Below are 22,241 nucleotides of genomic sequence, written 5' to 3' on the forward strand. Positions count from 1 at the left end.
TTACTAACTTGGGAAGATGTTCGCCGCGCTTCTCGACAAGATAGTTGCCCATTCTCCTCGCGGCAGGAGAGCGCTGGGCTGGTTGCGGGGACACCGGAAAACCCGCCGCGCGCTGATCATCGGGCTTTGCCATGTGATCGGCGCGTGGACCTCGGTCCACGCGGTGCTCCACGTGCGGACCTCGCAGGGTGCCATCGCCTGGGTGGTGTCGTTGAACACGTTTCCCTATATCGCCGTCCCCGCGTATTGGGTTTTTGGGCGCTCGAATTTCGCGGGCTACGTCTCTCTGCGGCGCCATAACAAAGCCGAGCTGAATGACGCGGAACGCAAGGTGGCGCACGATCTCTTCGCCATGCGCCCAGCGCCGGCGGACGAACCGGCGGCGGCGGCCCTCTTGGAAAAGCTGGCCAAACTGCCCGCCACGCGAGGCAATCACACCGAGTTACTGATCGACGGTGAGGCGACCTTCCGTTCGATCTTCGCGGCGATCCAGGAGGCGCACGATTACGTTCTCGTGCAGTTCTACATTCTGCACGACGACGGCCTGGGACAGCGCCTGAAGGAGGCGCTCATCGCCCGGCAACGCGAGGGCATTCGCTGCTACGTGCTCTACGATGAGATCGGCAGTCACGATCTTCCCAAGTCTTACGTGAACGAATTGCGTGCTGCCGGCGTGGATATCCGGAGCTTCAACACCCGCAAAGGCGATGCGAACCGCTTTCAGATCAATTTCCGCAACCATCGCAAGATCGTGATCGTCGATGGCCGCACGGCGTTCGTCGGCGGACACAACGTGGGTGACGAGTATCTCGGCAAAGATCCTAAAATCGGCCCCTGGCGGGACACTCACGTGAAGGTGCAGGGCCCCGTGGTGCTCTGCGTGCAAATCGCCTGGCTCGAAGACTGGAACTGGGCCACCGGCGATCGGCCGGCTCTCAATTGGACTCCGGTGGCTTCCAACGGAGAAGATGGAATTGCCTTCTGCCTGCCCTCGGGTCCGGCGGATGAATTCGAGACCTGCACACTCTTCTTCCTGCACGCCATCGCGAGCGCGAAGAAGCGCGTCTGGATCGCCAGTCCTTACTTTGTCCCCGACGAGCAATTCATCTCCGTGCTGCAACTCGCCGCGCTCCGCGGGGTGGACGTCCGCATCCTGGTCCCAGAGCATGCCGATAATCAATTGGTCTATCTCTCGGGTTTCACCTTTCTGCCCGAGTTGGAAAAGGCGGGCGTCCAGACGTGGCGCTACCAGGCCGGCTTTCTCCACGAAAAGGCCATCCTGGTGGATGACTATTGCGGCATCGGCACCGCCAATTTCGACAATCGCAGCTTCCGCTTGAATTTCGAAATCACCCTCCTCTTCTCCGAGCCTGCCACGGTGCAAGCGGTCGAGTCCATGTTTGCGACGGATTTCGCCCGCAGCCGCCGGGCGACCGCCGCCGATTTCACCGATCGCTCGTGGGGATTTCGCTTTGCCGCGCGACTATCGCGACTCATGGCACCCGTTCAATGAATCCATCGCTGTTCGAGACCGTCACCCGGCCCTGGAGATGGGCCAAAGAAAAATTGGTGCGAGGGATGTTCGACTCACCGCCGCGGGCGCCATTTAGCGTCAATGGCCGCCTCGTTTTCTTCGGCTTCGTCGTCTTTGGCGGACTGGGCGCTCTCCTCGCCAAGCTCTACTACGAGCAAATCGTCCGCCACGAGTATTGGGCGAGTCGGATCAGCAAAGGCTCGGAAGTGTCGGTGCGCATCCCTGCGGTGCGCGGTGAAATCCGCGATCGCAACGGCCACGTGTTCGCCGAAAACCGCGCCAGTTACGTCATCGAGTTCTATCTGCCCGATATCGTGCGCAGCTACCGCGAGACCCATAAGAAGGTGCCCACCCTGGAATACCTGGGCACCGTCAAGCAGATGAAGAAGGCGCTCAAGGAGCCGGACATCGTGCAGATCGTGAACGAGAGCGTCATGCCCCGCCTCCAGGAGCTGGGGCTCGCGGTCGACTACAATTCCGTGAATCTCCAGCGGCACTTTCGCAACAAACGCGAAGTGCCGTATGTCTATCGCGAGAACATCGATTTCCTGACCATTGCCAAATATACGCAGACGGGCACCGGGCTGCCCGGTGTCGACCTGGTGCAGCGCCCGGAACGCATCTATCCCTATGGAGCACTGGGCGCCCATCTGTTCGGTTACGTCGGCGCGGTCAAGAACCTGGAACACGAAGTCGATATCGACGATTTCACCTATTACGATCCGGATCTCGAAGGCAAAGCGCAGGTCGAACGTTACTATGACAAATGGCTCCGCGGCACACCCGGCGCGCGGATCATGCAACGCAATCCCAAAGGCGTGATCGTGGGCGAAGAAGAACGTCGCGAGCCGCAACGGGGCAGCAATGTCTACCTCACCATCGACATCCGGGTGCAATTCATCGTCGAGACGGCCTTGCGCGAGGCCGGCATCGGCCGCGGCGCCGTCGTGGTAGTCGATCCCAACAACGGAGAAATCCTCGCCCTGGCATCCGTCCCCTCCTACGACCCGAATCTCTTCATTCCATCGATCGCCTCCGGGGATTGGAAGAATCTCACCGGCGACGCCACGGATCCGCTGACCGATCGAGCCCTGCAAGGCTACGCGCCCGGTTCCATTTACAAAACCGTGACGGCCCTCGCCGGGTTGCGTGCCGGCATTCCGGCGACGCGCGCCTTCACTTGCAGCGGCGGGGTCCAATACGGCGACAAATACATGAAGTGCTGGATCGCGGGACGCGGCGCGCACGGCGCCATCACCTTGCCCGATGCGCTGAAGAACTCCTGCAACGCTTTCTTTTACCAATGGGGCAACGCCGCGGGGATCAATCAAATCGACGCGATCGGCGAAGCGCTCGGGCTGGGGAAGAAGACCGGCGTGCCGCTCTCAGGCGAAAGCGCTGGGGTATTGCCGGGCCCGAACTGGTTGCAGAGCAATCATCCCAGCGAGCGGTGGTCCGACGGCCACACCGCCAACGCCTCGATCGGCCAGGGATACGTGCTCGCCTCGCCGCTGCAGATGGCCATGGTCACCGCGACGATCGCCAATCGTGGCCTCGCTTACGAACCGCGCCTCGTGCTGAAAGTGCTCGACCAGGACGGCCACGACGTGCGCGATCCTGACACGGGCCGACCGGTAGTGCCCCACGGCGCGAAGGTCCACGCCGATCTGCGCCGTGCAGGCATCGACCATGCGCAAATGGAAACCGTGCGCGAAGGCATGCGCCGGGTCGTCGCCGAGGGCACCGGCAAACGCGGGCAAATTCCCGGCGTGAATGTCGCGGGCAAAACAGGCACCGCCCAATTCTGGCGCGGCGACATTCCGGACAATCATGCCTGGTTCACGGCTTTCGCGCCTTATGAAGCACCGCGCTACGCGATCTGCGTCCTGGTGCAGGGAGCGAAATCGGGCGGCGGTGTGGCTGCGCCGATTGCCCAACGAATCCTGGAACGCTGCCTGGAATTGGATTCCACGCCGCAGGCGACCTTCGCCGCCTTGCCTCCGGCCCGGGGAAGTTTCACTCCCATCGATAAGGTGGACTACAATCGGCCGCCGAGTTCGCCTGGCACGACGGCGGCGACGGGCCCTTTCACCAGCAGAACCAGTCGAGTATCGGAGATGGATGATCCGGAAACGTGGGAGAGCACCGACGCTCCCCCGCGCGCCATCCCGGTGGAGCCGCGACATCTGCGTGTCCCGGACATTCGCGCGGCGGCAGATCCGCGCGGCCGCGCGTGGGATAATCCGGGAACCTCGCCGCGGCCATTTACGCCGGACCGGAGCGATGTCTTAAAACCCTTTTTCAATTCTCCGCGATAGATCGCGATTCCTCGGACACCGGATGCTCCGAACCGATCAAGAGAGTAAAGTGAAAGGTCGCGCCCCGGCCGAGTTCGCTTTCCGCCCAAAGATGACCGCCATGGGCTTTGATGATCGCGCGGCAGATCGAGAGACCCATGCCCAGGCCGTTGGATTTCGTGGAATAGAAAGGATCGAAGATCCGCTCGAGCTTATCCGGTTCAATACCCGGACCCGAATCGGCCACGGAGACCCGGACCAGGCCGGCGCCGTCACGCCTGGTCGAAACCACGATGCTCCGCGCCTCCGGGTCAGCGGACCGCATGGCGTCGCCGCTATTGACGATGAGATTGAGGAGCACCTGCTGCAACTGAATGTGATCGCCCCTCACCGATGGCAGGTCCGGCTGGAGCTCGGTGGTGACCACGACCTGCCGTGTCACCAGATCGCTGTGCAGAAGCGCGAGCACGCCCTCGATGTCCAGGTTGATATCGCGCGGTTCCAGCTGCGCCTCCCCCTTCTTCATCATCGAACGCATATGCCGAATGATCTCGCTGGCCCGCTGATCCGACGCCGCAATATCGCGCAAACAGGCTCGCGTTTCCGCGACGTCGGCCGGTTCGTCTTCGAGAAATCTCAGGGCCGCCTGCGCATTGCTCAAGATGGCCGCGAGAGGCTGACTCAATTCGTGGGCGAGCGAAGCGGAAAGCTCACCGAGCAGGGAAACCCGGCCCACCCGAGCCAGCTCCGCGTCCTGCAGGCGGGCACGCTCGATCTCGGCGATCTGGCGAAGGTGACGGCGGTGCATGGACCACCACACCAAGGCAGCGCCAATGAAGATGAACAATGCAACGACCGTCACTTGAAACCCGAGCCGCTGGACCAGAAATGGCTGCACCGTCAGCGCGAGCGCCACACCGGGTTCACTCCACTTTCCGCCATTGCCCGAGGCTTCGACGCGGAAGACATAGTGGCCTGGGCGCAGGCCATCATACGAAGCCAAGCGGTCTCGATCATCCGTGATCCAGTCTCTGTCGAGTCCATCGAGCCGATAACGGAACTGCCCCCAGTTACCATCTCCCAGCACGGGTGCGGTAAAGTGCAGGTCCAGACGATGATAACCCGGCGGCACGACCAAAGCCGCACCCGGCGCACGATCCTGGCCATCGATTTGGACGCCGTCGATTGAGGCCTGCGGCGAGACAGGTTTGCGGTTCTGCAACTGGGCGGGGTCGATCTCGGCGATACCGGTGACCGTCGGAAAGAGCAGGCGGCCATCCTTCGTCTTGCACACCGTGGGCGAATGCCCGCCCGTACATTGTTCCTTCACCATGCCTTCATTTCGGCCGAAACACAGCGGATGCAGTTCGGAAAGTTTGCCGCTGGCCAGAGCGTCGATTTCTTTCCGCTCCAGGCGCATCAAACCACGATTACATCCCAGCCAAAGATGATCCATATCGTCGGCGACAATTTGGGAGATCACGTCGTCGACCAGTCCCTGCTGCGAAGTGACATTGAAAATGCGCCCGTCCTTGAGGCGGGCCAGTCCACCCCCTCGCGTCCCAATCCACATCGTGCCGTCCGGATCGCGGAGCAAGGCGAGGACGTTCGCCGTGAGGAGACCGTCCTGAGTTCCCCAAGTCCGGACGATGTGTCCCTGCCGCCAGCGGTGCAATCCACCCGCACTGCCGATCCAGATCGTGTCCGCCTCTTCGCTCACGATACTGGTGATATCTCCGCCAAAGGATCCGCGCGGCGCGGCCACCTGCACGGTGGTGCCGTCGCATTTGAGAAGCGTGGAGTAGTAAGTACCCATCCAGAGCGTTGTCTTATCCGCACACAGCGCCCGAATGGCTTCACCGCGAATGGGAGAATCTAAAAATGCCCTGGTCGGTTGGCCGCTCTGAAAGTGATACAGACAACTCTCCCCCGCTGCCCAGATGCTGCCGTCAGGAGCGCTGGCCGTGCAGTAGGTCCGATGAGTCTGGGCAGATACTCCAGAATCCTGAAGCCGGCTGAATTGACCACCTTCGAGGTGGTAGATGCCCTTGCTTCCGGCGCCAATCCACAAGGCTCCCGCCCCGTCTTGCGCGATGGACATCACGGGAGCCTGATCCCATCCGGCATTCGCCCCCCAATAGTAAAGCTCGCGCCGCGAGAGCCGGTTCAAACCGCCATTTCGAGTCCCTACCCAAATGCAACCCTCACAATCCGCGGCAACGACTCCGGCGAATGGATCGGATAACTCCCCTTTGCCTGCCACCGGTTCGAATTGTTCTGCGCGACTCCGATACAGGCCGTGATCATCCGCACAAATCCAGAGGGTCCCGGCACTATCCACTGCCAGGCTCATGAAGCTCGCCAGAGGCAATCCATTGGTGCGATCGAAGCGCTTCCACTCACCACCCTGCCAACGCCACAGAAGGCCATTACCCGCTCCACCCCAAACCACACCGTCAACGCCGGTGGCCAAACTGTACAAGTAATCTGGGAAGACCCCTGATCCCTTCACTAACGTGAAGTGGCCACCCTCCGAGCGGAAAACACCTCCGGGTAACACCGACACCCACAGCGAGCCGTTCGAATCCTGGGTCAGGGCCCGGATCTGTTCGTGGGGCAATCCCTGGGCTTCGCCAATCACCGTGAAAACTCCATCGTGCCACTTCACCAATCCTTCGGAAGTGCCGATCCAGATGGAACCATCCCGATCTGAAGTCATCGACACTACATCCGCGTTCGAGGGAAATCCTTCTGTGCTCCCAAATGAATCGAAACGGCCGCCCATCCGTCGGCTCACCCCACCTCCGGTCGTACCAATCCAAAGTCCTCCCTGCTTGTCCTCCGCCAGCGTCGAGATGCGCACGGAACGCAATCCGTCCGTCAGACCAAACTTCCGAAATCTCACCCCATCAAACCGCGCGAGTCCCGCGCTCGTTCCCACCCAGAGAAACCCGTCGCGAGTTTGTAAGATGGCATTGACGGTATTTTGTGGAAGGCCATCCTCCGTCTGCCAGGATTGCGTCACCCATTCGGATCTCAGTGCGGGGGTCACTTCCGCCCCGGCCCACGAACCCGTGGCCAGGAAAGCAATCACCGCCAAAAAGCCGATGATGAAAACTTGCTTCATCGAACGGCATAGACCGATACCGGCTCAAAAACTCGAAGGCCAGCGCAAAAGTTGCGCGTGAACTCATTTACCCGCCGGTCGATCGCCATCATCCCGGCGGGCCGCAATCTCGAGCGCGACCAACCGGGAGATGAGAATGGCGAGATAGAGTTGTCCGGTCAGCGCCTCGGCATTCGCCAGGGAACGTGCGGTCGAATGCACGGGCGTGATATCTCCATAACCCACGGTCGTTAAGGTCACGAAACTGAAATAAATCCATGACGAGCTATGAGCCTCACTCGCTCCGTTAAAAGCATGCGGATGGACCAGTGCGGTCCACTCGTAGGCATTGGCCCAAATGAAACCCAGGAGCAGATAAACGGCGACGGCCCCCTGAATGCGATACTTCGTAACCGTCCCCCGGTGCAGGACCTTGCCGAGAACCACCAGGGCAAACGACGATAACCCGATGATATCTGCCGCGGCATTCCAACTCGACATGTCGACATTGCCAAAGTGATCCAGCCAGCGAATGATCAATGCACCGGCCGTAGCGGTCGCCACCAGGCAAAAAACCAAAGGACGTTCCGAGGCGGCCGCGGCAATCCCGCAGACGAACAGCAGGGAGAAAAAGCCGTCACTCAAAATCGTGGGACGGACGCTGTCCGCAGCTACCGAAGGAAGGACAAATTCAAAAATGATCAGCGCGATCAACAATCCCGAGAGACTGCGATCCGTCTTCCAATACCGGATCCAAAATCGTCGGAAGCTGGCCATGGTTTTCAGGTGAATTGGAGCTTCTTCCCTCTCACGGCGAAGCGTGTGTCTTGAGAATGTGCAACACCTCCGCGATGGCTTGCGGATTCTGATGAGCCGTGTGGCTCGAAGGAACAATGTCTTCGAGCTCCGCGCCATCCATGTGCGAACTCCAATAAGGCACCACGCCATCGCTCGAGTTGGGCGAATCGTGGCGCCCGCGATCGCCGATGATGGTGTCGTAGGGAATGCCGGGCGTGACCGGAATGGTATTGATCGCGTTCACGAAACGACTCTTGGGGGAAAGGGTATCCACGCTGTTGGCGCGACGCTTGGGCTTCAGTTCGTTTTCCCGGATGCTCGTCAGGCGTAACATTTCCCTGCTGGCCTGCGACGCCAGCCTGGCCGGGCGGATGAGACTGGCCGCCAGGCGGCCCAACCATCCGCTCGCCAGATCGCTGCCACGCAAGGGCGCCGCGATGAAGATGACCCGTCCGATTTCCGCGCGATGATGAAAGAAGAGCTCTTCCTCGAAATACTCGCGGGTATGCACCGAAAGCGGCACCTGTTCCGGCCGCCGGCCGAAAATCGTCATCCAAAGCCGGTCTCCACTATCGGTGATCAACAACCGGCTGATGCAGCCTCCCATGCTATGCCCGACGACGACCATCGGTTTGCGGGCGGGAAAACGCTTTTCGACCGCATCGAGTTCGTCGCGCAAAATCGCCGCGGAATAGGGATAGGGATAACCACTCGGGTAACTGTAAAACCAGAACTGGTAATGTTTGCGGATGTCAGGATCGCCGCGCAGCGTATTGATCATCGGTATCCATGTGGCCTGTGAGTCCATGAGGCCGTGAATCACGAGAACGACGGTCTTGTTTGGATCGTAAGGCTGGAGCCGTTCGATCGCCGCGGTGTGGGCAAATTTTTCCGGGTTCAGCAACCGGGACAACTCGTGCTTTTTCGGATCGGTCATTTTCAGCATGACCGCGAGCGGCGCCGTGAAGTCCGCGGCCAGCGGATAAGTGTGGCCATCGAGCTGGGTCGTCTCGTGGGCCAAAGGATCTTCCAAAGCCAGCACACAGCGCCGGCCCTGGAGGTGCGCGACGCCAGTCAGCCCATAGAATAGGCGCGATGGAGCGAAGGTTTGGCGCGCCTGCCGGTTGATGTCGCGCTCAATAGTGACCAGAGGGGCGCCGATCCCGTCACGAGTCACGCGCCGCGAGACATAGAGGCCGCGCACGTCAAACTGATCAGCCGGCGTGAAATCGCACCGCGCGGGATTCCATTCCGCATGCGGATCGGCGGCGTAGGCAAGCTCGAAGCCCCCACCCGGCCCCGGCATGTGAAGTGGCTGGGTCCACGGATTCAGCCGGGCCTCATGGATGATCTCGAAGACCCGCCCCAGCGCGAAATTGTAATCGCGCCGCGCGGTCGCGTTTGCGGGATTCTTTCGCAACGCACGAAGCGCGATGTCCATTGCGCCAAGACAGTCGCCGAGCGCCTGGAGAGGGTTAACGTGGTCCCGGTGCAACGCCTTCCCGATCGCCTGCTCCGCGTCAGCCAGTGGGCCGGGGCCGGACTTCGCTGGGAGCGATGGTTGCTTTTCCGTGATATCTGCGTAAGGCGCACAGGCCGCGAGCAGAAAGGCGGTGCCGAGCAGACACGGGAGCGCGCGCATATCACGCGATCGTCAATTCGCCAGAATCGAAGCGTCCCGGACCACTTTGCGCACCTCCGGTTGGTCCGTGACAAAGACCGTCGTGCCCGGCGCGATCGTCGCGTAGAGCTTGGTCGCAAATTCCGGATTCATGTGCAGCCGGGAAGCGAGACGCTCGGGATTGGCGCGAGGGCCACTCACTTCGCTGGGCACTTCCATCCATCTTCCCGCGGACCGCTCCGGGGCAAACTGGCTGGGTTTCCCAGTCGTCCCTTCGAGCAGGGTAAAAACGTGCCCACCGAGTGCCCCACGACCGGAAATATCCAGCGCTGCGCGTCCGATGGGATTCCCATTCCGGTAGACGTAGAGTGCGTGATCCGCAGAGCTGACGACGATGGTCACGGGCCCGCTGGAACTCCGCTCCGGCTGCCAGTCGTAGGCCCCGTGTTCCAGCGGGTGGAGCATGCCGGAGCTGAAGTCCTTGGGCGCCAGCAGCAGGCCGGGGCTCGAGGCGAGATGCGGTGTCGGTGTCTTCCCATCGCCCACGACGACCGTCCCACCCTTCGCCGTCGTCTTGAAAAGCAGTTGCGAAAAATCGTAGGGCAGGCGGACACAACCGTGACTCGCGGCATAACCCGGCAACGCGCCGGAATGCATGGCGATGCCGCTCCAGGTGAGCCGCTGCATGTTCGGCATCGGCGCATTGTCGTATTTCTTCGAGTAGTGGGTCTCCTTCTTCTCGAGAATGGTAAAGACACCGCCGGGAGTGGCGTTGCTTTTCGACCCCGAGCTCACCGTCGAGCGCCCGATGAGGATGCCGTTGCGGTAGACGTACATGATCTGTTGCGGAAGACTCACCAGGATCACTACGGGCCCAGCCGGCGAGAGTTGGGGAGCCCACCAGTATTCCCCCGGCTTGAGCGGTCCGGTCGGCTTGCCTGTCGCCATGCCTTTGGTGTGAAAAGATGGCCGGTCCATGGCCAGCGTGGTGGAGAGAAGAGCAGCGGAGACGGCAAGGGTGAGCAGGGATTTCATGAATTAGTTCAATACGGCCTCGCGGCTGGCCCGGAAGCGCTCGTCACGCGCTTGTTGTCGAGTCTCGCGCTCGTCAATCATGTTGTGGTGCCAGCCGGTAATCGTATCTTGCCGCCTGGCAACGTCGTGGGAGGAACAGGCGCTGAGGCCCAGGATCGCACCGGCGAGGAGCAGGCAGTTGAGAACAGTACGCAAGGATTGGCGAATAACGGATTTCATTAGTGGGGTGGTGGTTGGGTAGATACTCGCGAGGACCTGCCGGCGGCGTAAGGATGGAGCCGTTTCACTTTCCTGTTTTAGGCGGCGCCTTGGTCAGCGGCGGTGGCTTGTGGTCGATCGGTGGAATGGCCTTCTGTTGACCGGATTCCGCGGGTTCCGGCATGCGGACGAGCAGCCACGTCTGCGTGCGCGTTTTTCCAAAGTGCACGGCAATCGGCGAAACATCCTTGGTGAGGTTGGCCAGGCTGGTCACGAAGATCGTCTCGTCGTTGTCGCCGATCCGCCAGGCGACACGTTGCGTGGCTTTGTCGACCTGGCCCGCGATGGGACGCTGGTCATCGGTGAGGGTACTGTCATAGGCGCCGCTGATGAGACCCGCGCGACTCACCGAGATCTGGAAAAACAAGACGGGATCACCCTTCTCTTCCTGGGCCAGGGCGAAAACGCCCAGCGGCAGCCATTCCTCGGCCGGCGCAGCGGCGGCAGGTTTGCCTTCCGCCGCGGGAGGCGGCGCGGGCAGCGGTGGCGGCGGTTGCTCGACGTTCACCGCGAGATCGATCATCGGCTGCGAATACTGATCCGCAGGGATCGGTTGATCGTCCACATACACCGTCTGGCCTTCGTAGATCACGTTCATGCCGTAATCGATGTAAACGGGATCGGGCGTGATCGCGTCGACAAACGTAGCGACACCACCCCACGCCACCGGCCGCCACCACCACCACGGATTTACGGGATAATGACCAGCCCAACCGACGCCCCAGCCACATGCACCCCACCAGCGATCGTCGAAAACGTCGTCGTAAAAATTGCGCGCATTATCCCAGATCTCCTCGGCCCGATCACCGCGGTAGTTCCACAAATCTTCGCGGTGATTCTGCCAGTCTTCGCGATTCTCGTTGCGCCAGTTCTGGCGGTCGTCGCGCGCCGTTTCGAGTTTGTTCCAGCGCTCGTCGCGGTTTTGTTGGAAGTCGTTCTGCCGTTGCTGGCGGTTGTCCGCTCGCTGGTTCCAGGCATCGTTCCGATTGTCCACGCGCTGTTGCCAGTTGTCGTTGCGATTCTGCGACCAGTCACCCCAGTTCGGCCGCTCTTCCGGGCGTTGCGGACGCTCGCCCATGCCGGGACGTTCACCGAGTCCGGGGCGTTCCGCAGGGAGTTGCGAAGGACGATTGCCGAGCGCATTGCCGAGCGCGCTGCCCGCGGCGGCGCCACCGGCAATCCCGAGGAAATTGCCGACATCCCCCGCATTGGGACGCCCGCCCGGTTGGGTGCTGGGACGATTCGCCACGCCACTGCCGGGCTTGTTCGGAAGCTGCGAAGGGCGATTCGCCGTCCCACCGCCCGGGCGTTCTCCAGTCCCGGCTCCCGGACGCGCAGGTTGCTGCGATGGTTTATTAGCGACGCCGCCACCGGGGCGTGAGTCAGGGCGACTCGGTTGTTGCGAAGGACGATTGCCCGCCGTGGGACGGCCGCTGGAAGGAAGCTGCGAGGCGCTTCCTCCACCGATGTTGGGACGATCGCCCCCCGAGGGCCGCTGCGCGGGAGCGGAAGGAACCCGCCCCCCGCTGGGCCTGGAAGGCTGTTGTGCCGGTCGCGAGGCACCACCCGAGGGCCGCGAAACGTTTCCACCGCCTCCGGAGGGACGGTTATCGACGGAAGGCCGTGAGCCCCCCGAAGGTCGTGAGCCACCCGACGGACGAGAGACGTTGCCGCCCGAGGGCCGTGAGCCGCCCGAGGGACGGGAGACGTTGCCGCCAGAGGGTCGTGAACCACCCGATGGCCGTGAGCCACCGCCAGAGGGTCGCGAAAAGCTGCCGCCGCCACCGCCACCACCACCGCCCCGGGAACCGCCGCCCCCACCACCCCCACGCCCTCCTCCTCCACCCCCTCCCCCTCTGCCACCACCACCACCACGTCCTTCGGAAATCGTGACACTGGCCAGGAAGATGGCGAGCACCGTCGCCACCACAAACCGGGATGGAAGTCGGCGTAACATGGCGTTAGTTCCGTTTGGCTCGATTGATTTCGATGCGGCCGATATTCGGCCGTGGGTCGCCGTCGAGCGTCCGATTGGTCGATTCCCACGTGAACCGGTCTTTGTTGACCTTGCTGATCGTACTGTCCGCCGTGGTGCGGCCGCCCTCCGGGGTCACGCCGGATTCACGCAACAGCCAGCGGTCACCATCACGAGTAATGTAACCGTCGGCGAAACCTCCTTCGCCGTCGAATGTCCAGAAACGCAGCCGTTCTTCAATCGGATCCCAGCCGATGATCTGCCAGCCCTCGAGAGTCACCTCCCCGCCATGCTTTACCGTGATGCTGCGGGTGAGGAAATTGCCGCCACGCGACCACGCGTACAAGCTGCGCACGGAGAGATCAGTCGTTTTGTCCGCCTCTTCCCAGTCGCCGATCAGCCAGGCCAGTTCTTCCAATCGATCGCGCGGGGTGAGCGCGGCAATGGGGGATTCGATCAGTTGATTGATCTTCCACTTACCGTCCTTCTTCACGTGGATCACGGTATAGAGCGAGCTGCTGGCCTCACCGCTCTTGGAGGTCACTGTCGTCGAACCCTTTTCGAGAACGCTTTCCGGCCCGAGCACGCGCACCGTGTCCACGGTGATCGCCAGCTTCGAGCCGCGATTGGCCATCAAACCTGCGCGGATCGCATCCGTGATCTCCGCGCGCCCACTATAGGTGCGGCCTTCCTCCGTCGTGTAGTCCGCATCGTCGCTAAAGAAATCCGCCAGCGCTTTTACGTCGGCCTTGGCGTAAGCTGCTTCGTAGGCCCGGTCGTTGGCGACCACGGCGGCCTTTTCCGGGGAATTATCAGCCGACGTTTGGGCAAATGCGGCGCCCAAAATCGCCGTGTGGAGGAGGGTAATGAGGACGAGGGATTTCATACGGCATGAGTTTTGAAAAACTCCCGCAGTCTCTCCCCTCAGCGCGGGTGGGTCTATAAGACCAAGGTCTCATTCCCGCCGGGACACAATCCTTGCTTAGCCTGTGTGGATTTTTATGAAACATCGCCCCATCTGTTATCTCCTGGTTAGTCTTTGTCTGGTGTCGTCAGCCCCGGCGCAAAACACCGGTCCGACCGCTGCCCAACTGGAATCCATGGTCACCATCCGTCGGCAACGCGTGGACCTGGTGCGTGAGGAGATGCGTCAAACGGATGCGCATATCGAATCGCGACTCGACACCCTCATCCGGACTCTGACTTCCATCACTGACTCAAAAGACTCCCGGACCAAAGTGGCGCGAATGAAAGAGGACACGATGAAGGGCCTGTCCAGGACGATCGGGTACTACGACCAAAAGCGGGCCAAATTTATCCAGGATCTCCGCAATCCACAGACCCAGCTCGACACTGCGGAAAAGGAGAAAGCCATCGCCTACTTCGACGCGCAAATTCAAAAGCGCATCGAGCAGATCCTGGCGCTCAAGAAATCGATGCCCGCCCACAAGGATTATGAACAGTACGTGGCTACCGGGGGAGGCTGGTACGGCACGGAATATCGACGCAATCAGGATTACGAACAGAACCAGCGCATGGTCTCGCATGTCGATTCCCAACGGGACGCAATCGGGAAGCAACTGGACGCCAGCATCGCGCGCCTGGACCGCATGGGCCGCGACCTGCGCTCGCGCCGAAGCGCGATCAGCGATCCGGCGCAGGCTCGGGAATGGGATGCGGCGATCGCCCGGAACGACACCTTGATCACCGAGCGCCGCCAGCAAAAGCTCGAGGTCCTGCAATCTTCCAATACCGCCCAACGGGGCGTCGCGCTCAAAGAGGCGATGGATCTCGATAAGACCATGAAAATGGAAACCGACGCCTTGCGTCGCGATATGACCACGCTGTTCCAGCGCTACACGACGTTCGTCCAGGAACTCACCGCACTCCACGCCACCGAGAAGTCCGTGGCCGCCCTGCAACGACACCCCTAAGAGACTGTGGAAAAAGTGCCCGCGAATGACACGAATGGAGCATTTTTTCATCCGCGTCATCTGTGTGATTCGCGGGTCAAACGATCTCCCTGCCGGCTTATTTCACAGTCTCTAAGCCGCCGGGCCCCGCGTTTCCTTAATTCGTGATCCTTCGCACCGCCCGGTCACCTCGGATGTCTGTCGGGAGTAAGACCAAAGTCCGATAGGCGCACTCCGGCGCTTCTGAAAGGGTGCGGACCGTTCAACCAATGTCTGCCGTCCTCGCCCAAATTTACATCATCGACGATGAAGCGTCGGTCTGCACCGCGTATGCCCGGCTCATCCGCTCGGCGAAGATGCATCCCCAGATGTTTGCCTCGGTGGAGGATTTTCTGCGGTCGGAATTCACCGACGAAAACGCCTGCGTCATTTCCGATATTCAAATGCCGGGAATCAGCGGGATCGAACTGCCCGCCCTGCTCCTCAAGGCAGGACACAAGCTGCCCGTCATCTTCGTCACCGCGCACGACACGCCGGAAGCGCGCGAGCTCGCGCAGACGGCCGGTGGCGCCGCCTACTTCCGCAAGCCGGTCGATTCCCAAGCGCTGCTCGACGCGATCGAGTGGTCCCTCCGCGGCCAGCGCCACTCCTGAATGGCACTCCACATGCCGAACCCCTACTCGCTTTCAACACAAAAGCCGCCGGAATCCGGACGATTCGTCGTCTTGAGCTTTCCCGATGAAAGCTCGGCGTTTGCGTTGCGCGATCTGCTTTGCGATTTGGAAGACGAAGGCGTGCTCGAAGTCGGCGACGCCGTGATTGCCACGCGTAAGGCCAACGGCAAGGTGCGCCTGCATCAATCGCTGCCGTTGGTTTCCGCCCGGACGCTGGTCGGCAGTTTTAGCGGACTGGTGATGGGGATGATGCTGCTCGATCCGCTCTTTGGGACATTGGCCGGCGCCGCGGCAGGCGTCCTTTCCGGCGTGTTAGGCGACGTCGGCATCGAGGACGCCTTCATGAAAGACCTCGCAGCAACATTGCAGCCCGGCACCTCGGCTCTGTTTCTCATCGTGCATAACACCCAGCGCGAACCATTGCTCGAGCGACTCCGTCCGTTCGCCGGCCGGTGCAAGGTGCTGCAAAACACGATGACTCCGGAGAATGAATCGGCGCTTCGTCACCTGCTCGAAGGACAGCTTTCCAAGCCTGCTCCCCCGCCCTCCGACGCGGGCGCCCCAACTTCCCAACCCACCTCATGAAAGCTCCACCGCTCCACCGACGATTCCTCTCGCTCCGCGGCTCCGTGCCGATGGCTCTATTATTCGCAGGCCTCGCCCTCCATCCCACCTCCGCCCATGCCTCCTTCCTCCACGGCGATGCCCTCGACTCCCTGGCCAACGGCATCGCCTGGGTGGCCATCATCATCGCGCCCCTCATTGGCATCGTCGCCTTTTGGTTGGTGCACATCCTTCCTGAAAAGATCGCCGAGAAGAGGAAGCACCCGCAAGCCGGCGCCATTCAGTGCTTGTGCCTGCTTTCGCTAGCTTTTGGCGGGTTACTTTGGCCGATCGCCTGGCTGTGGGCTTACTCGAAGCCGGTCTTTTACCGGATGGCCTACGGCACCGATGTCGCCGAGCCACACGGGCACGCTCCCAGTGAAGAGAAACCCGCTTCGGAATCGGAACAGCTTCGCACCCGGATCGCGGAACTCGAAGCGGAAATCAAGAAAGGAAAGGCCTAATGGAAATCATCCTTCTCATCATCTACTCGATCATCGTCTGGTTGATCTTCTTCAAGTTCAAGCTGCTGCCGTGGAACATCACCAGCCAGGTCATCGTCGTCACCATCCCGATCTTCGCGCTCACCGCCCTGATCCTCTTCATGAACATCGTGGCGCCGTCCTCGCACGACGTGCGGGCCATGAATTACGTCATCCCCATCGTGCCGCGGGTCACCGGGCAAGTGACGGAAGTACCCATCGAGCCGAATCGCCCCATCAAAAAAGGCGACGTCCTTTTCAAAATGGATCCGGAGCCATTTGCCCTGGCAGTGAAAGCGGCGGAGGCCAAGCTGGCGTCGGATAAAGCAAAACTCGTCACCGCCGAAGCGAGCGAACGCGGCCTGCAGGATCAACTGCGCAACGCCAGCGCCAAAAAAGCTGCGCTCACCCCGCGAATCGACCTCGCGAAAAAGCGCGTGGAGCAGTTCACCCAACTGGCTTCGACCGGTGCGGGCAAGCGGGCCGACCTCGAGCAGGCGCAAGCCGACCTCGGCAATCTCGAAAGTGAATTCCTCGCGGCTGACGCCACCGAATCGCAGGTGAAGCAAAAGCTCTCCGCACGCGTGGAGGGCGGCGAGCTCGATGAGGTCGCGCAGGCCAAGGCACAGATCGCGAAATCGGAAGCCGATCTCGGGAGCGCCAAATACGACCTCTCCGGCACCGTCCATCTCGCTCCCGCGGATGGGCGTGTGGTCAACCTCGCCTTGCGTCCCGGCGTCCGCGCCACGCAGTTTGCCACCATGCCGGTGATGAGTTTCGTCGAGGAGGATAATCCGTGGGTGCTCGCCTTCTACCACCAGAACGAGTTGCGTTACGTGGAGCCCGGCGATGAGGCGGAGATCTTCGTCGAGATGTATCCGGACCGCATCATCAAATGCAAAGTGGACTCGATCCTCTGGGCCACCGCCCAGGGACAGATGCCGATCAGCGGGAACCTGCCAAACACCCAACCCATGGCCGCTCCCGAGCAACGCATCGCGGTGCGGCTCTTGTTGGAACCGCGCGACCGCGACCTCTTCCTCGCCGCCGGCGCACGTGGGGCGGGCGCCATTTACACCGACCACGGAAAGATCATTCACATCGTGCGCAAGGTCTTCCTGCGCGTCTCCACCAAGATGGACTGGTTTGTCTTCAAACTCCACTAAACGCATCCGATGATCACTCGCACTCTTTCCACTTCCGCGGCGTGTCTGGTTCTCGCGGGTTGCGCGATCAAGACACCGCCCACCGGCGCGAATATCATGGCGCCCGAAGTGCGGCACCAGATTCCCGGTTCGTGGAGCGGTCCGCATGCCCGCGGCGCAGTCGCGCCGAACTGGATCCGTAACTTCCACGATCCCGAGCTCACTGCGCTGGTCGAGGACGCCATTGCCCGCAACCCCGACCTGAAGGCCGCCGCGGCCAATGTCGAAGCTTCGCGGGCGGCCATCCGCATCGCCGCGTCCTCGCTCTACCCACGCATCGCCTTGAAAGGATTGGGCGAACGGCAGGGACGCGAATTGCGCGGGGATCTCGGCGTGGGCGTCGACCCGCCCGATCTGGGTTCGTTGGGCGTCGACTCCAGCGGCGGCTCGGGTGACACCCGCACCACCGATTCCTCCTCCCAACGCTGGGTCTATGGCCTCGGCGTCGGCGCATCATGGGAGCTGGATGTCTGGGGCCGCATCCGTTCCAAAAAAGCGGCGGCCACGGCCGAAAGCGGGGCCCTCGAAGCGGATTACGAATACGCCCGGGAATCGCTCGCGGCGGCGGTGGCGCGCGCCTATTTCACCACCATCGAGGCGGCGCAACAGGAAGCCAACGCAAAGGAAACGCTCGATCTCTACCAGCAGTATTCCAAACTGACCGAGCAGCAAAAACAGCAGGGACACGCCAGCGATTACGACGTGGCGCAAATCCGTTCACGCACCGCGGGGGCCAACGATACCTATATCGCCGCGCAAGCGGCGCGCGCGCAGACCATTCGCGCGATCGAGGTCGTGACCAGCCACTATCCCGCTGGCAAGCTCGCCACGCGGCGGGATTTTCCGGGACAACCAAAGTCCGTTCCGTCCGGCCTGCCGGCCCAACTGCTCGAGCGCCGGCCGGATATCATCGCCGCCGAACGCCGGTTCGCAGCCACGGTCCATCGCACGAATGAAGCGCGAACCGCGCGCCTGCCGCGCTTTTCCCTCAGCGCCAGTTCCGGCCTGGGCACCGCGCAACTCGACGGTGTCGGCGTAGTCGAAGCCCTCAGCTGGAGCCTCGCGGCAGGTGTGGTGCAACCCATCTTCTTCGGCGGCGAACTCAAGGCGCAGCAAGACATCCGCACCGCGGAGCAAAAGGCCGCGGCTGCGACTTACGTCAGCGTCTCCCTGCGCGCCTTTGAAGACGTGGAAGACGCGCTGTCCAATGACTACTACCTCCACAAGCGCGAAGGCACCCTCGGAGAAATGGTCTCGGCCAGCAGCGATGCCGTGAAGCTGGGTCGCCAGCAATACGACCAGGGCCATGCCGACATGTTCACCATCCTCCGTCTCGGGGGCGAAAACCTCGCCGCCCGGGTGGAGTTGACCAAAGTCCGCGCCTCCCGGCTGCGGGAACGCGTGAACCTTTACCTCGCCCTCGGCGGCGATTTCCAAGGCACCGGCGCTCCAACGAAGTAGCGCCGATCTCACGAATTCGAATCGGCGGACATGGACGCTTGCGTTTTGGAGTGCGGCGCTGCTGCCTAAGCATTACCCACATCTCAAAAAGACTGCGGATGGGGCCCGCGAATCACGCAGATAACGCGAATGGGGAGGATTTTATTCGCGTGATTTGCGTGATTCGCAGGCACTTCTTCTCTCCGCGGGACCTTCAAAAAAGATGTGGGTAATGGTTAGGCAGCAGCACCGCTTTTTAACAGGCGCAAATGGATCCAGACATCCCGCCCTCTCTCTGCGACTCGTCCGCCTGCGTAACGCCATGCCCGCATCGCTCCGCGATTTCCAAAAGCGGCGCAGCAGCACCGCACTCCAAAACGCAAGCGTGACGCGTCGCTCAGCTCACTCCGCCAACACGACCTAGTCCTGCCGGTGGTTCTCCGGCCGGAAGGTGGCGCCGCCGTCCGCCCGCACCAGGAACCACCAGATGCCGACGACGATCAATGCCGGCAGAAACGAAAAGAGAGCGGCCGCGACATACTGCCCGAAGAAAATCAGAAACGCCGCCGTCACCGCAAATGGCAATAGCACCGCCCCGTGAAGCAGAATCGCGAGAGAGTAGTGTTTCATGGGATGATCGCTTCCTGCAGCGGAGTTCTCCCTTAACAGGCAATACGTCCGCGGCGCATCCCCTAGAAACGCCGCGGACGTGTTTACCTCCCAACTGAATCCGGCCGACCACAGACCGATCGGCTATGACGGATTCGCGATGGAATTCGGACTGCTGCTTGGAAAGAGAATGACGCTGGCCAGTTCCGCCTTATTTCGCGCGCCGGCGGCGGCGCCAGGCGACAAGGATTCCGAGTCCGCCGAAAAGCGACGCCACGGCGCTCGGCTCGGGAATGGCCGTGAAGGAGAGCTGATAGTCGCTGCCTACTTGGGTGAAATTGGCGGTGAAGTCTGCCGTGTCGTAACCGGTGATGCCGGCGAGGTTGAAGCCACTGGTCGTGACGTTGTGGAAGACGGTGTAAGTGTTCCCGTAGTCGGCGGCGGTAATGCCGCTGAGGCTGAGCGTCAGATTGCCACTACCGAGCAGCCAGTCGCCACTCGAGGCAAAGGCGACCTGGTCGGAGTTGGTGCCGCTGATGTCCAGGGCCAGCGTCGAACCCGAGGCGAAACTCAGTTGTCCGCCCGCACCGGGCGCCAGGGTCAAGATGCCCACGGTGCCAAGGTCTCCCGGGGCCAGCGCGCCAGTGACGGAGATACTCCCCATTCGTCGCGGTGGTGATCGATCCCGTCGCGCCCGAGGCCAGCGTTGCGCCGGAAGCCACGTTCACATTGAGCGTACCGTTGAGCGAGCCGCTGACCACCAGTGTTCCACCGTTGACGTTCGTCGCCCCGGTATAGGTGTTATTCGTTCCGGAGAGAGTCAATTTGCCCGCACTGATTTTGGTGAGGGAACCAGTCTGGCTGCTCACGTTGGCGATGTTTTGCGTGATGGTGGTGGAGAATCCGTTGGTATCGATGACTCCACCTCCGGTTCCGAGGTTGAAATTCAAAGTGCTGCCGGTAGTCGTCGCGAGTGTCGCGATGTTAGCAGACAAGCGGAGTGTACCACCGCCAGACAAAATGATATTCGCAGCCCCCGAGCCGGTGTTGGTTGAAACCCCGTCGGCAATGCCTTTCCCAGTTACAAAGGTGCCCCCCGCTACGTTCAGAGTTGCGCTGCCTGAATTGTTGCCGCTGGGATTAAGAGGAATCGTCGATGCGCCGTTGTAGGTGAATGTGCCGCCCGTGTTCACGGTCATGTTGGCGGAGCCAAACGTGCTCGAAGTGGTAGCGATGGTCATCGTGCCGTTCTGGGTCCAGTTGCCGCCGTTATTGATATTTACGGCGCTCTGACGCCCGTCCGACAAGCTGCCGTTGTTCGTCACGGTCCCGGCCACATTGAGGGTCATGATTTGACCAGAGCTATCACCGGTAGTAAGCGAGACGGTTTTGCCGCTGACTACCACGACTGTGGAACCCGCTTGGAAATTCACGATCGGGGATCCGGACGCCGCAGGGAAACCGTTATCAGAAATGGTCCATCCGCCAGTCGCGGCGGATTGGTCATTTTGGACGTTGACGGTCCCGTTGGTGACGAGGGTGACGCCGGTGTAGGTGTTGGCTCCCGAGAGCACTAGCGCGTTGGTGCCAAGCTTCGTAAGACCGATCGCACCGCCGCCAGTGCCAGTGGAGTCTCCAATGATATTCGCAACGGTGAATGTGCCACCACTAGCGTTGGTGGTGCTGAACCCGATCGAGGCTCCCGCTTTCAAACCGTTGCTGGAGACCGTCGAGAGGTTAGTCAGCAAGGTGGTGACATCGGCCGACGTAAATTCGCCGGTTCCACCCACACTGAAGGCTGCGGTGCCCCCACTGTTGACGATGAGGTTGGCAGCCGTCCAGTTGGCCGTGTTGTCGTTGTAGAGCGAGACCTCTTTGGTAAACAACAGCATTCCGGATATCGTGGTGGCGCCGGTGTAGGTGTTGGTTCCCGAAAGCGTGATCGTGCCGGATCCCGAACTTCTGGTCACAGCCACGTTGCCTCCGCCCAAGCCATCGCTAATATTGCCGCTCACCACGACGCTGCCGCTCCCGTTCGTATTGGCCAGGGTGATGGTCTGCGTGCCCGCGGTCGCATTCCCGGCGACATTCCCGATAGTGAAGGTCCCCGTCGAGGTATTCGAAAAGCTCAGGGCTGTCGCAGCGCTATCCATGGTGATGGGCGTGGAAACCGTCTTGTTGCCCGCGCCGGTCACAAAGATGCCCGAACCCGCCGTCGCGCTCCCCAGATCGATCGACGTTCCTCCGCTGAGGGTGATGGCCACCGCATCACTGATCGTAATCTTATGGGCCGCTTGAGCGCCGCTGACCGTGACCGTTCCTGTCGTGCCATTGGTGCCGGCGGAGAAAAAGACATCATCCCCATTGGCCGGGAGGGTGCCCGTCGTGGCGCTGCTGCCCGTCGAGTCCGTCGACCAGAACGCGCTACTACCCCATGTTCCGGTGGCCGCGCCGGAACCAGCGGTGGTGCCATTGGTATCCCAATAAAGCGATGCGCCCCTGGCCAACCCCATGCCAACGGCAAAGAAAGCAAAGGTCGGAACAAAACGCCTGGCATACTGCAACGCGAATCTACGGAGGGCGCGATTAGTGATGACGACGTTCGATTTCTTAAAGCTGGGGTGTGCTTCCATACCCAGCGAGCATTACCTACGAACACGTATCCGTTATATAGCGAGTACTCACTATAGA

Annotated in this window: 18 protein-coding genes; 8 read left to right on the plus strand and 10 right to left on the minus strand. The window is 61.4% G+C overall.

Features of this window, described 5'->3' with window-relative positions:
- The first annotated feature begins 16 nt into the window (after window positions 1-16).
- Both cls and mrdA read left to right on the plus strand, forming a co-directional pair.
- Complete coding sequence (cls, locus tag CFE428DRAFT_RS05490) at window positions 17-1,513, plus strand: cardiolipin synthase (RefSeq protein ID WP_006978468.1); 1,497 nt, start codon at window positions 17-19, stop codon at window positions 1,511-1,513.
- Window positions 1,510-3,852: a penicillin-binding protein 2 gene (gene mrdA, locus CFE428DRAFT_RS05495; protein WP_006978469.1), complete on the plus strand. Its 2,343-nt coding sequence runs from the start codon at window positions 1,510-1,512 to the stop codon at window positions 3,850-3,852. The genes cls and mrdA overlap by 4 nt, the downstream gene beginning before the upstream one ends.
- Here mrdA and CFE428DRAFT_RS05500 read toward each other — a convergent pair.
- The 7 genes from CFE428DRAFT_RS05500 to CFE428DRAFT_RS05530 all read right to left on the minus strand — a co-directional run bounded on the left by CFE428DRAFT_RS05500 (window position 3,836) and on the right by CFE428DRAFT_RS05530 (window position 13,510).
- Window positions 3,836-6,958: a two-component regulator propeller domain-containing protein gene (locus CFE428DRAFT_RS05500; protein WP_006978470.1), complete on the minus strand. Its 3,123-nt coding sequence runs from the start codon at window positions 6,956-6,958 to the stop codon at window positions 3,836-3,838. The genes mrdA and CFE428DRAFT_RS05500 overlap by 17 nt on opposite strands.
- Window positions 6,959-7,021: 63 nt before the next feature.
- Window positions 7,022-7,714 carry a potassium channel family protein gene (locus CFE428DRAFT_RS05505; protein WP_006978471.1) on the minus strand — a complete coding sequence of 231 codons (693 nt, stop codon included), beginning with the start codon at window positions 7,712-7,714 and terminating at the stop codon, window positions 7,022-7,024.
- Between the two features lie 31 nt (window positions 7,715-7,745).
- Window positions 7,746-9,377 carry an esterase/lipase family protein gene (locus CFE428DRAFT_RS05510; RefSeq protein ID WP_006978472.1) on the minus strand — a complete coding sequence of 544 codons (1,632 nt, stop codon included), beginning with the start codon at window positions 9,375-9,377 and terminating at the stop codon, window positions 7,746-7,748.
- A gap of 12 nt (window positions 9,378-9,389) precedes the next feature.
- Window positions 9,390-10,391 carry a L,D-transpeptidase family protein gene (locus tag CFE428DRAFT_RS05515; RefSeq protein ID WP_006978473.1) on the minus strand — a complete coding sequence of 334 codons (1,002 nt, stop codon included), beginning with the start codon at window positions 10,389-10,391 and terminating at the stop codon, window positions 9,390-9,392.
- 3 nt (window positions 10,392-10,394) lie between these two features.
- Window positions 10,395-10,610, minus strand: a complete 216-nt coding sequence (locus CFE428DRAFT_RS05520; RefSeq protein WP_006978474.1) for a hypothetical protein — start codon at window positions 10,608-10,610, stop codon at window positions 10,395-10,397.
- 64 nt (window positions 10,611-10,674) lie between these two features.
- Window positions 10,675-11,898 carry a hypothetical protein gene (locus CFE428DRAFT_RS05525; RefSeq protein ID WP_006978475.1) on the minus strand — a complete coding sequence of 408 codons (1,224 nt, stop codon included), beginning with the start codon at window positions 11,896-11,898 and terminating at the stop codon, window positions 10,675-10,677.
- A gap of 712 nt (window positions 11,899-12,610) precedes the next feature.
- The gene (locus CFE428DRAFT_RS05530; protein WP_006978476.1) at window positions 12,611-13,510 is read right to left on the minus strand and encodes a YybH family protein; all 900 of its coding nucleotides are present in this window, start codon (window positions 13,508-13,510) and stop codon (window positions 12,611-12,613) included.
- 115 nt (window positions 13,511-13,625) lie between these two features.
- Here CFE428DRAFT_RS05530 and CFE428DRAFT_RS05535 point away from each other — a divergent pair, with 115 nt between their 5' ends.
- The 6 genes from CFE428DRAFT_RS05535 to CFE428DRAFT_RS05560 all read left to right on the plus strand — a co-directional run bounded on the left by CFE428DRAFT_RS05535 (window position 13,626) and on the right by CFE428DRAFT_RS05560 (window position 18,962).
- The gene (locus tag CFE428DRAFT_RS05535) at window positions 13,626-14,558 is read left to right on the plus strand and encodes a hypothetical protein (RefSeq protein ID WP_006978477.1); all 933 of its coding nucleotides are present in this window, start codon (window positions 13,626-13,628) and stop codon (window positions 14,556-14,558) included.
- Window positions 14,559-14,806: 248 nt separating this feature from the next.
- Complete coding sequence (locus CFE428DRAFT_RS05540) at window positions 14,807-15,190, plus strand: response regulator transcription factor (RefSeq protein WP_006978478.1); 384 nt, start codon at window positions 14,807-14,809, stop codon at window positions 15,188-15,190.
- Between the two features lie 12 nt (window positions 15,191-15,202).
- Window positions 15,203-15,796, plus strand: a complete 594-nt coding sequence (locus tag CFE428DRAFT_RS05545; RefSeq protein ID WP_157447428.1) for a DUF1269 domain-containing protein — start codon at window positions 15,203-15,205, stop codon at window positions 15,794-15,796.
- Entirely contained in the window at window positions 15,793-16,278 is a 486-nt protein-coding gene (locus CFE428DRAFT_RS05550) for a DUF3302 domain-containing protein (protein ID WP_202797360.1), read from the plus strand. Before CFE428DRAFT_RS05545 ends, CFE428DRAFT_RS05550 begins: the two co-directional genes overlap by 4 nt.
- Window positions 16,278-17,462, plus strand: coding sequence for an HlyD family secretion protein (locus tag CFE428DRAFT_RS05555; RefSeq protein WP_006978481.1), 1,185 nt, complete (start codon window positions 16,278-16,280; stop codon window positions 17,460-17,462). The genes CFE428DRAFT_RS05550 and CFE428DRAFT_RS05555 overlap by 1 nt, the downstream gene beginning before the upstream one ends.
- Before the next feature lie 9 nt (window positions 17,463-17,471).
- Entirely contained in the window at window positions 17,472-18,962 is a 1,491-nt protein-coding gene (locus CFE428DRAFT_RS05560; protein ID WP_006978482.1) for an efflux transporter outer membrane subunit, read from the plus strand.
- A gap of 399 nt (window positions 18,963-19,361) precedes the next feature.
- On the opposite strand, the gene CFE428DRAFT_RS05565 is transcribed toward CFE428DRAFT_RS05560, so the two are convergent.
- The 3 genes from CFE428DRAFT_RS05565 to CFE428DRAFT_RS05570 form a co-directional block, all read right to left on the minus strand.
- Window positions 19,362-19,571, minus strand: a complete 210-nt coding sequence (locus tag CFE428DRAFT_RS05565) for a hypothetical protein (RefSeq protein ID WP_006978483.1) — start codon at window positions 19,569-19,571, stop codon at window positions 19,362-19,364.
- A gap of 190 nt (window positions 19,572-19,761) precedes the next feature.
- A complete protein-coding gene (locus CFE428DRAFT_RS40295; protein WP_272941099.1) occupies window positions 19,762-20,124 on the minus strand; it encodes a PEP-CTERM sorting domain-containing protein in 363 nt (120 codons plus the stop codon).
- Window positions 20,027-22,183 (minus strand): beta strand repeat-containing protein, encoded by a 2,157-nt coding sequence (locus tag CFE428DRAFT_RS05570; protein WP_006978484.1) that lies wholly within the window; start codon window positions 22,181-22,183, stop codon window positions 20,027-20,029. Before CFE428DRAFT_RS05570 ends, CFE428DRAFT_RS40295 begins: the two co-directional genes overlap by 98 nt.
- Between the last annotated feature and the right edge of the window lie 58 nt (window positions 22,184-22,241).

Source organism: Chthoniobacter flavus Ellin428, from assembly GCF_000173075.1.
Taxonomy (GTDB): Bacteria; Verrucomicrobiota; Verrucomicrobiia; order Chthoniobacterales; family Chthoniobacteraceae; genus Chthoniobacter; species Chthoniobacter flavus.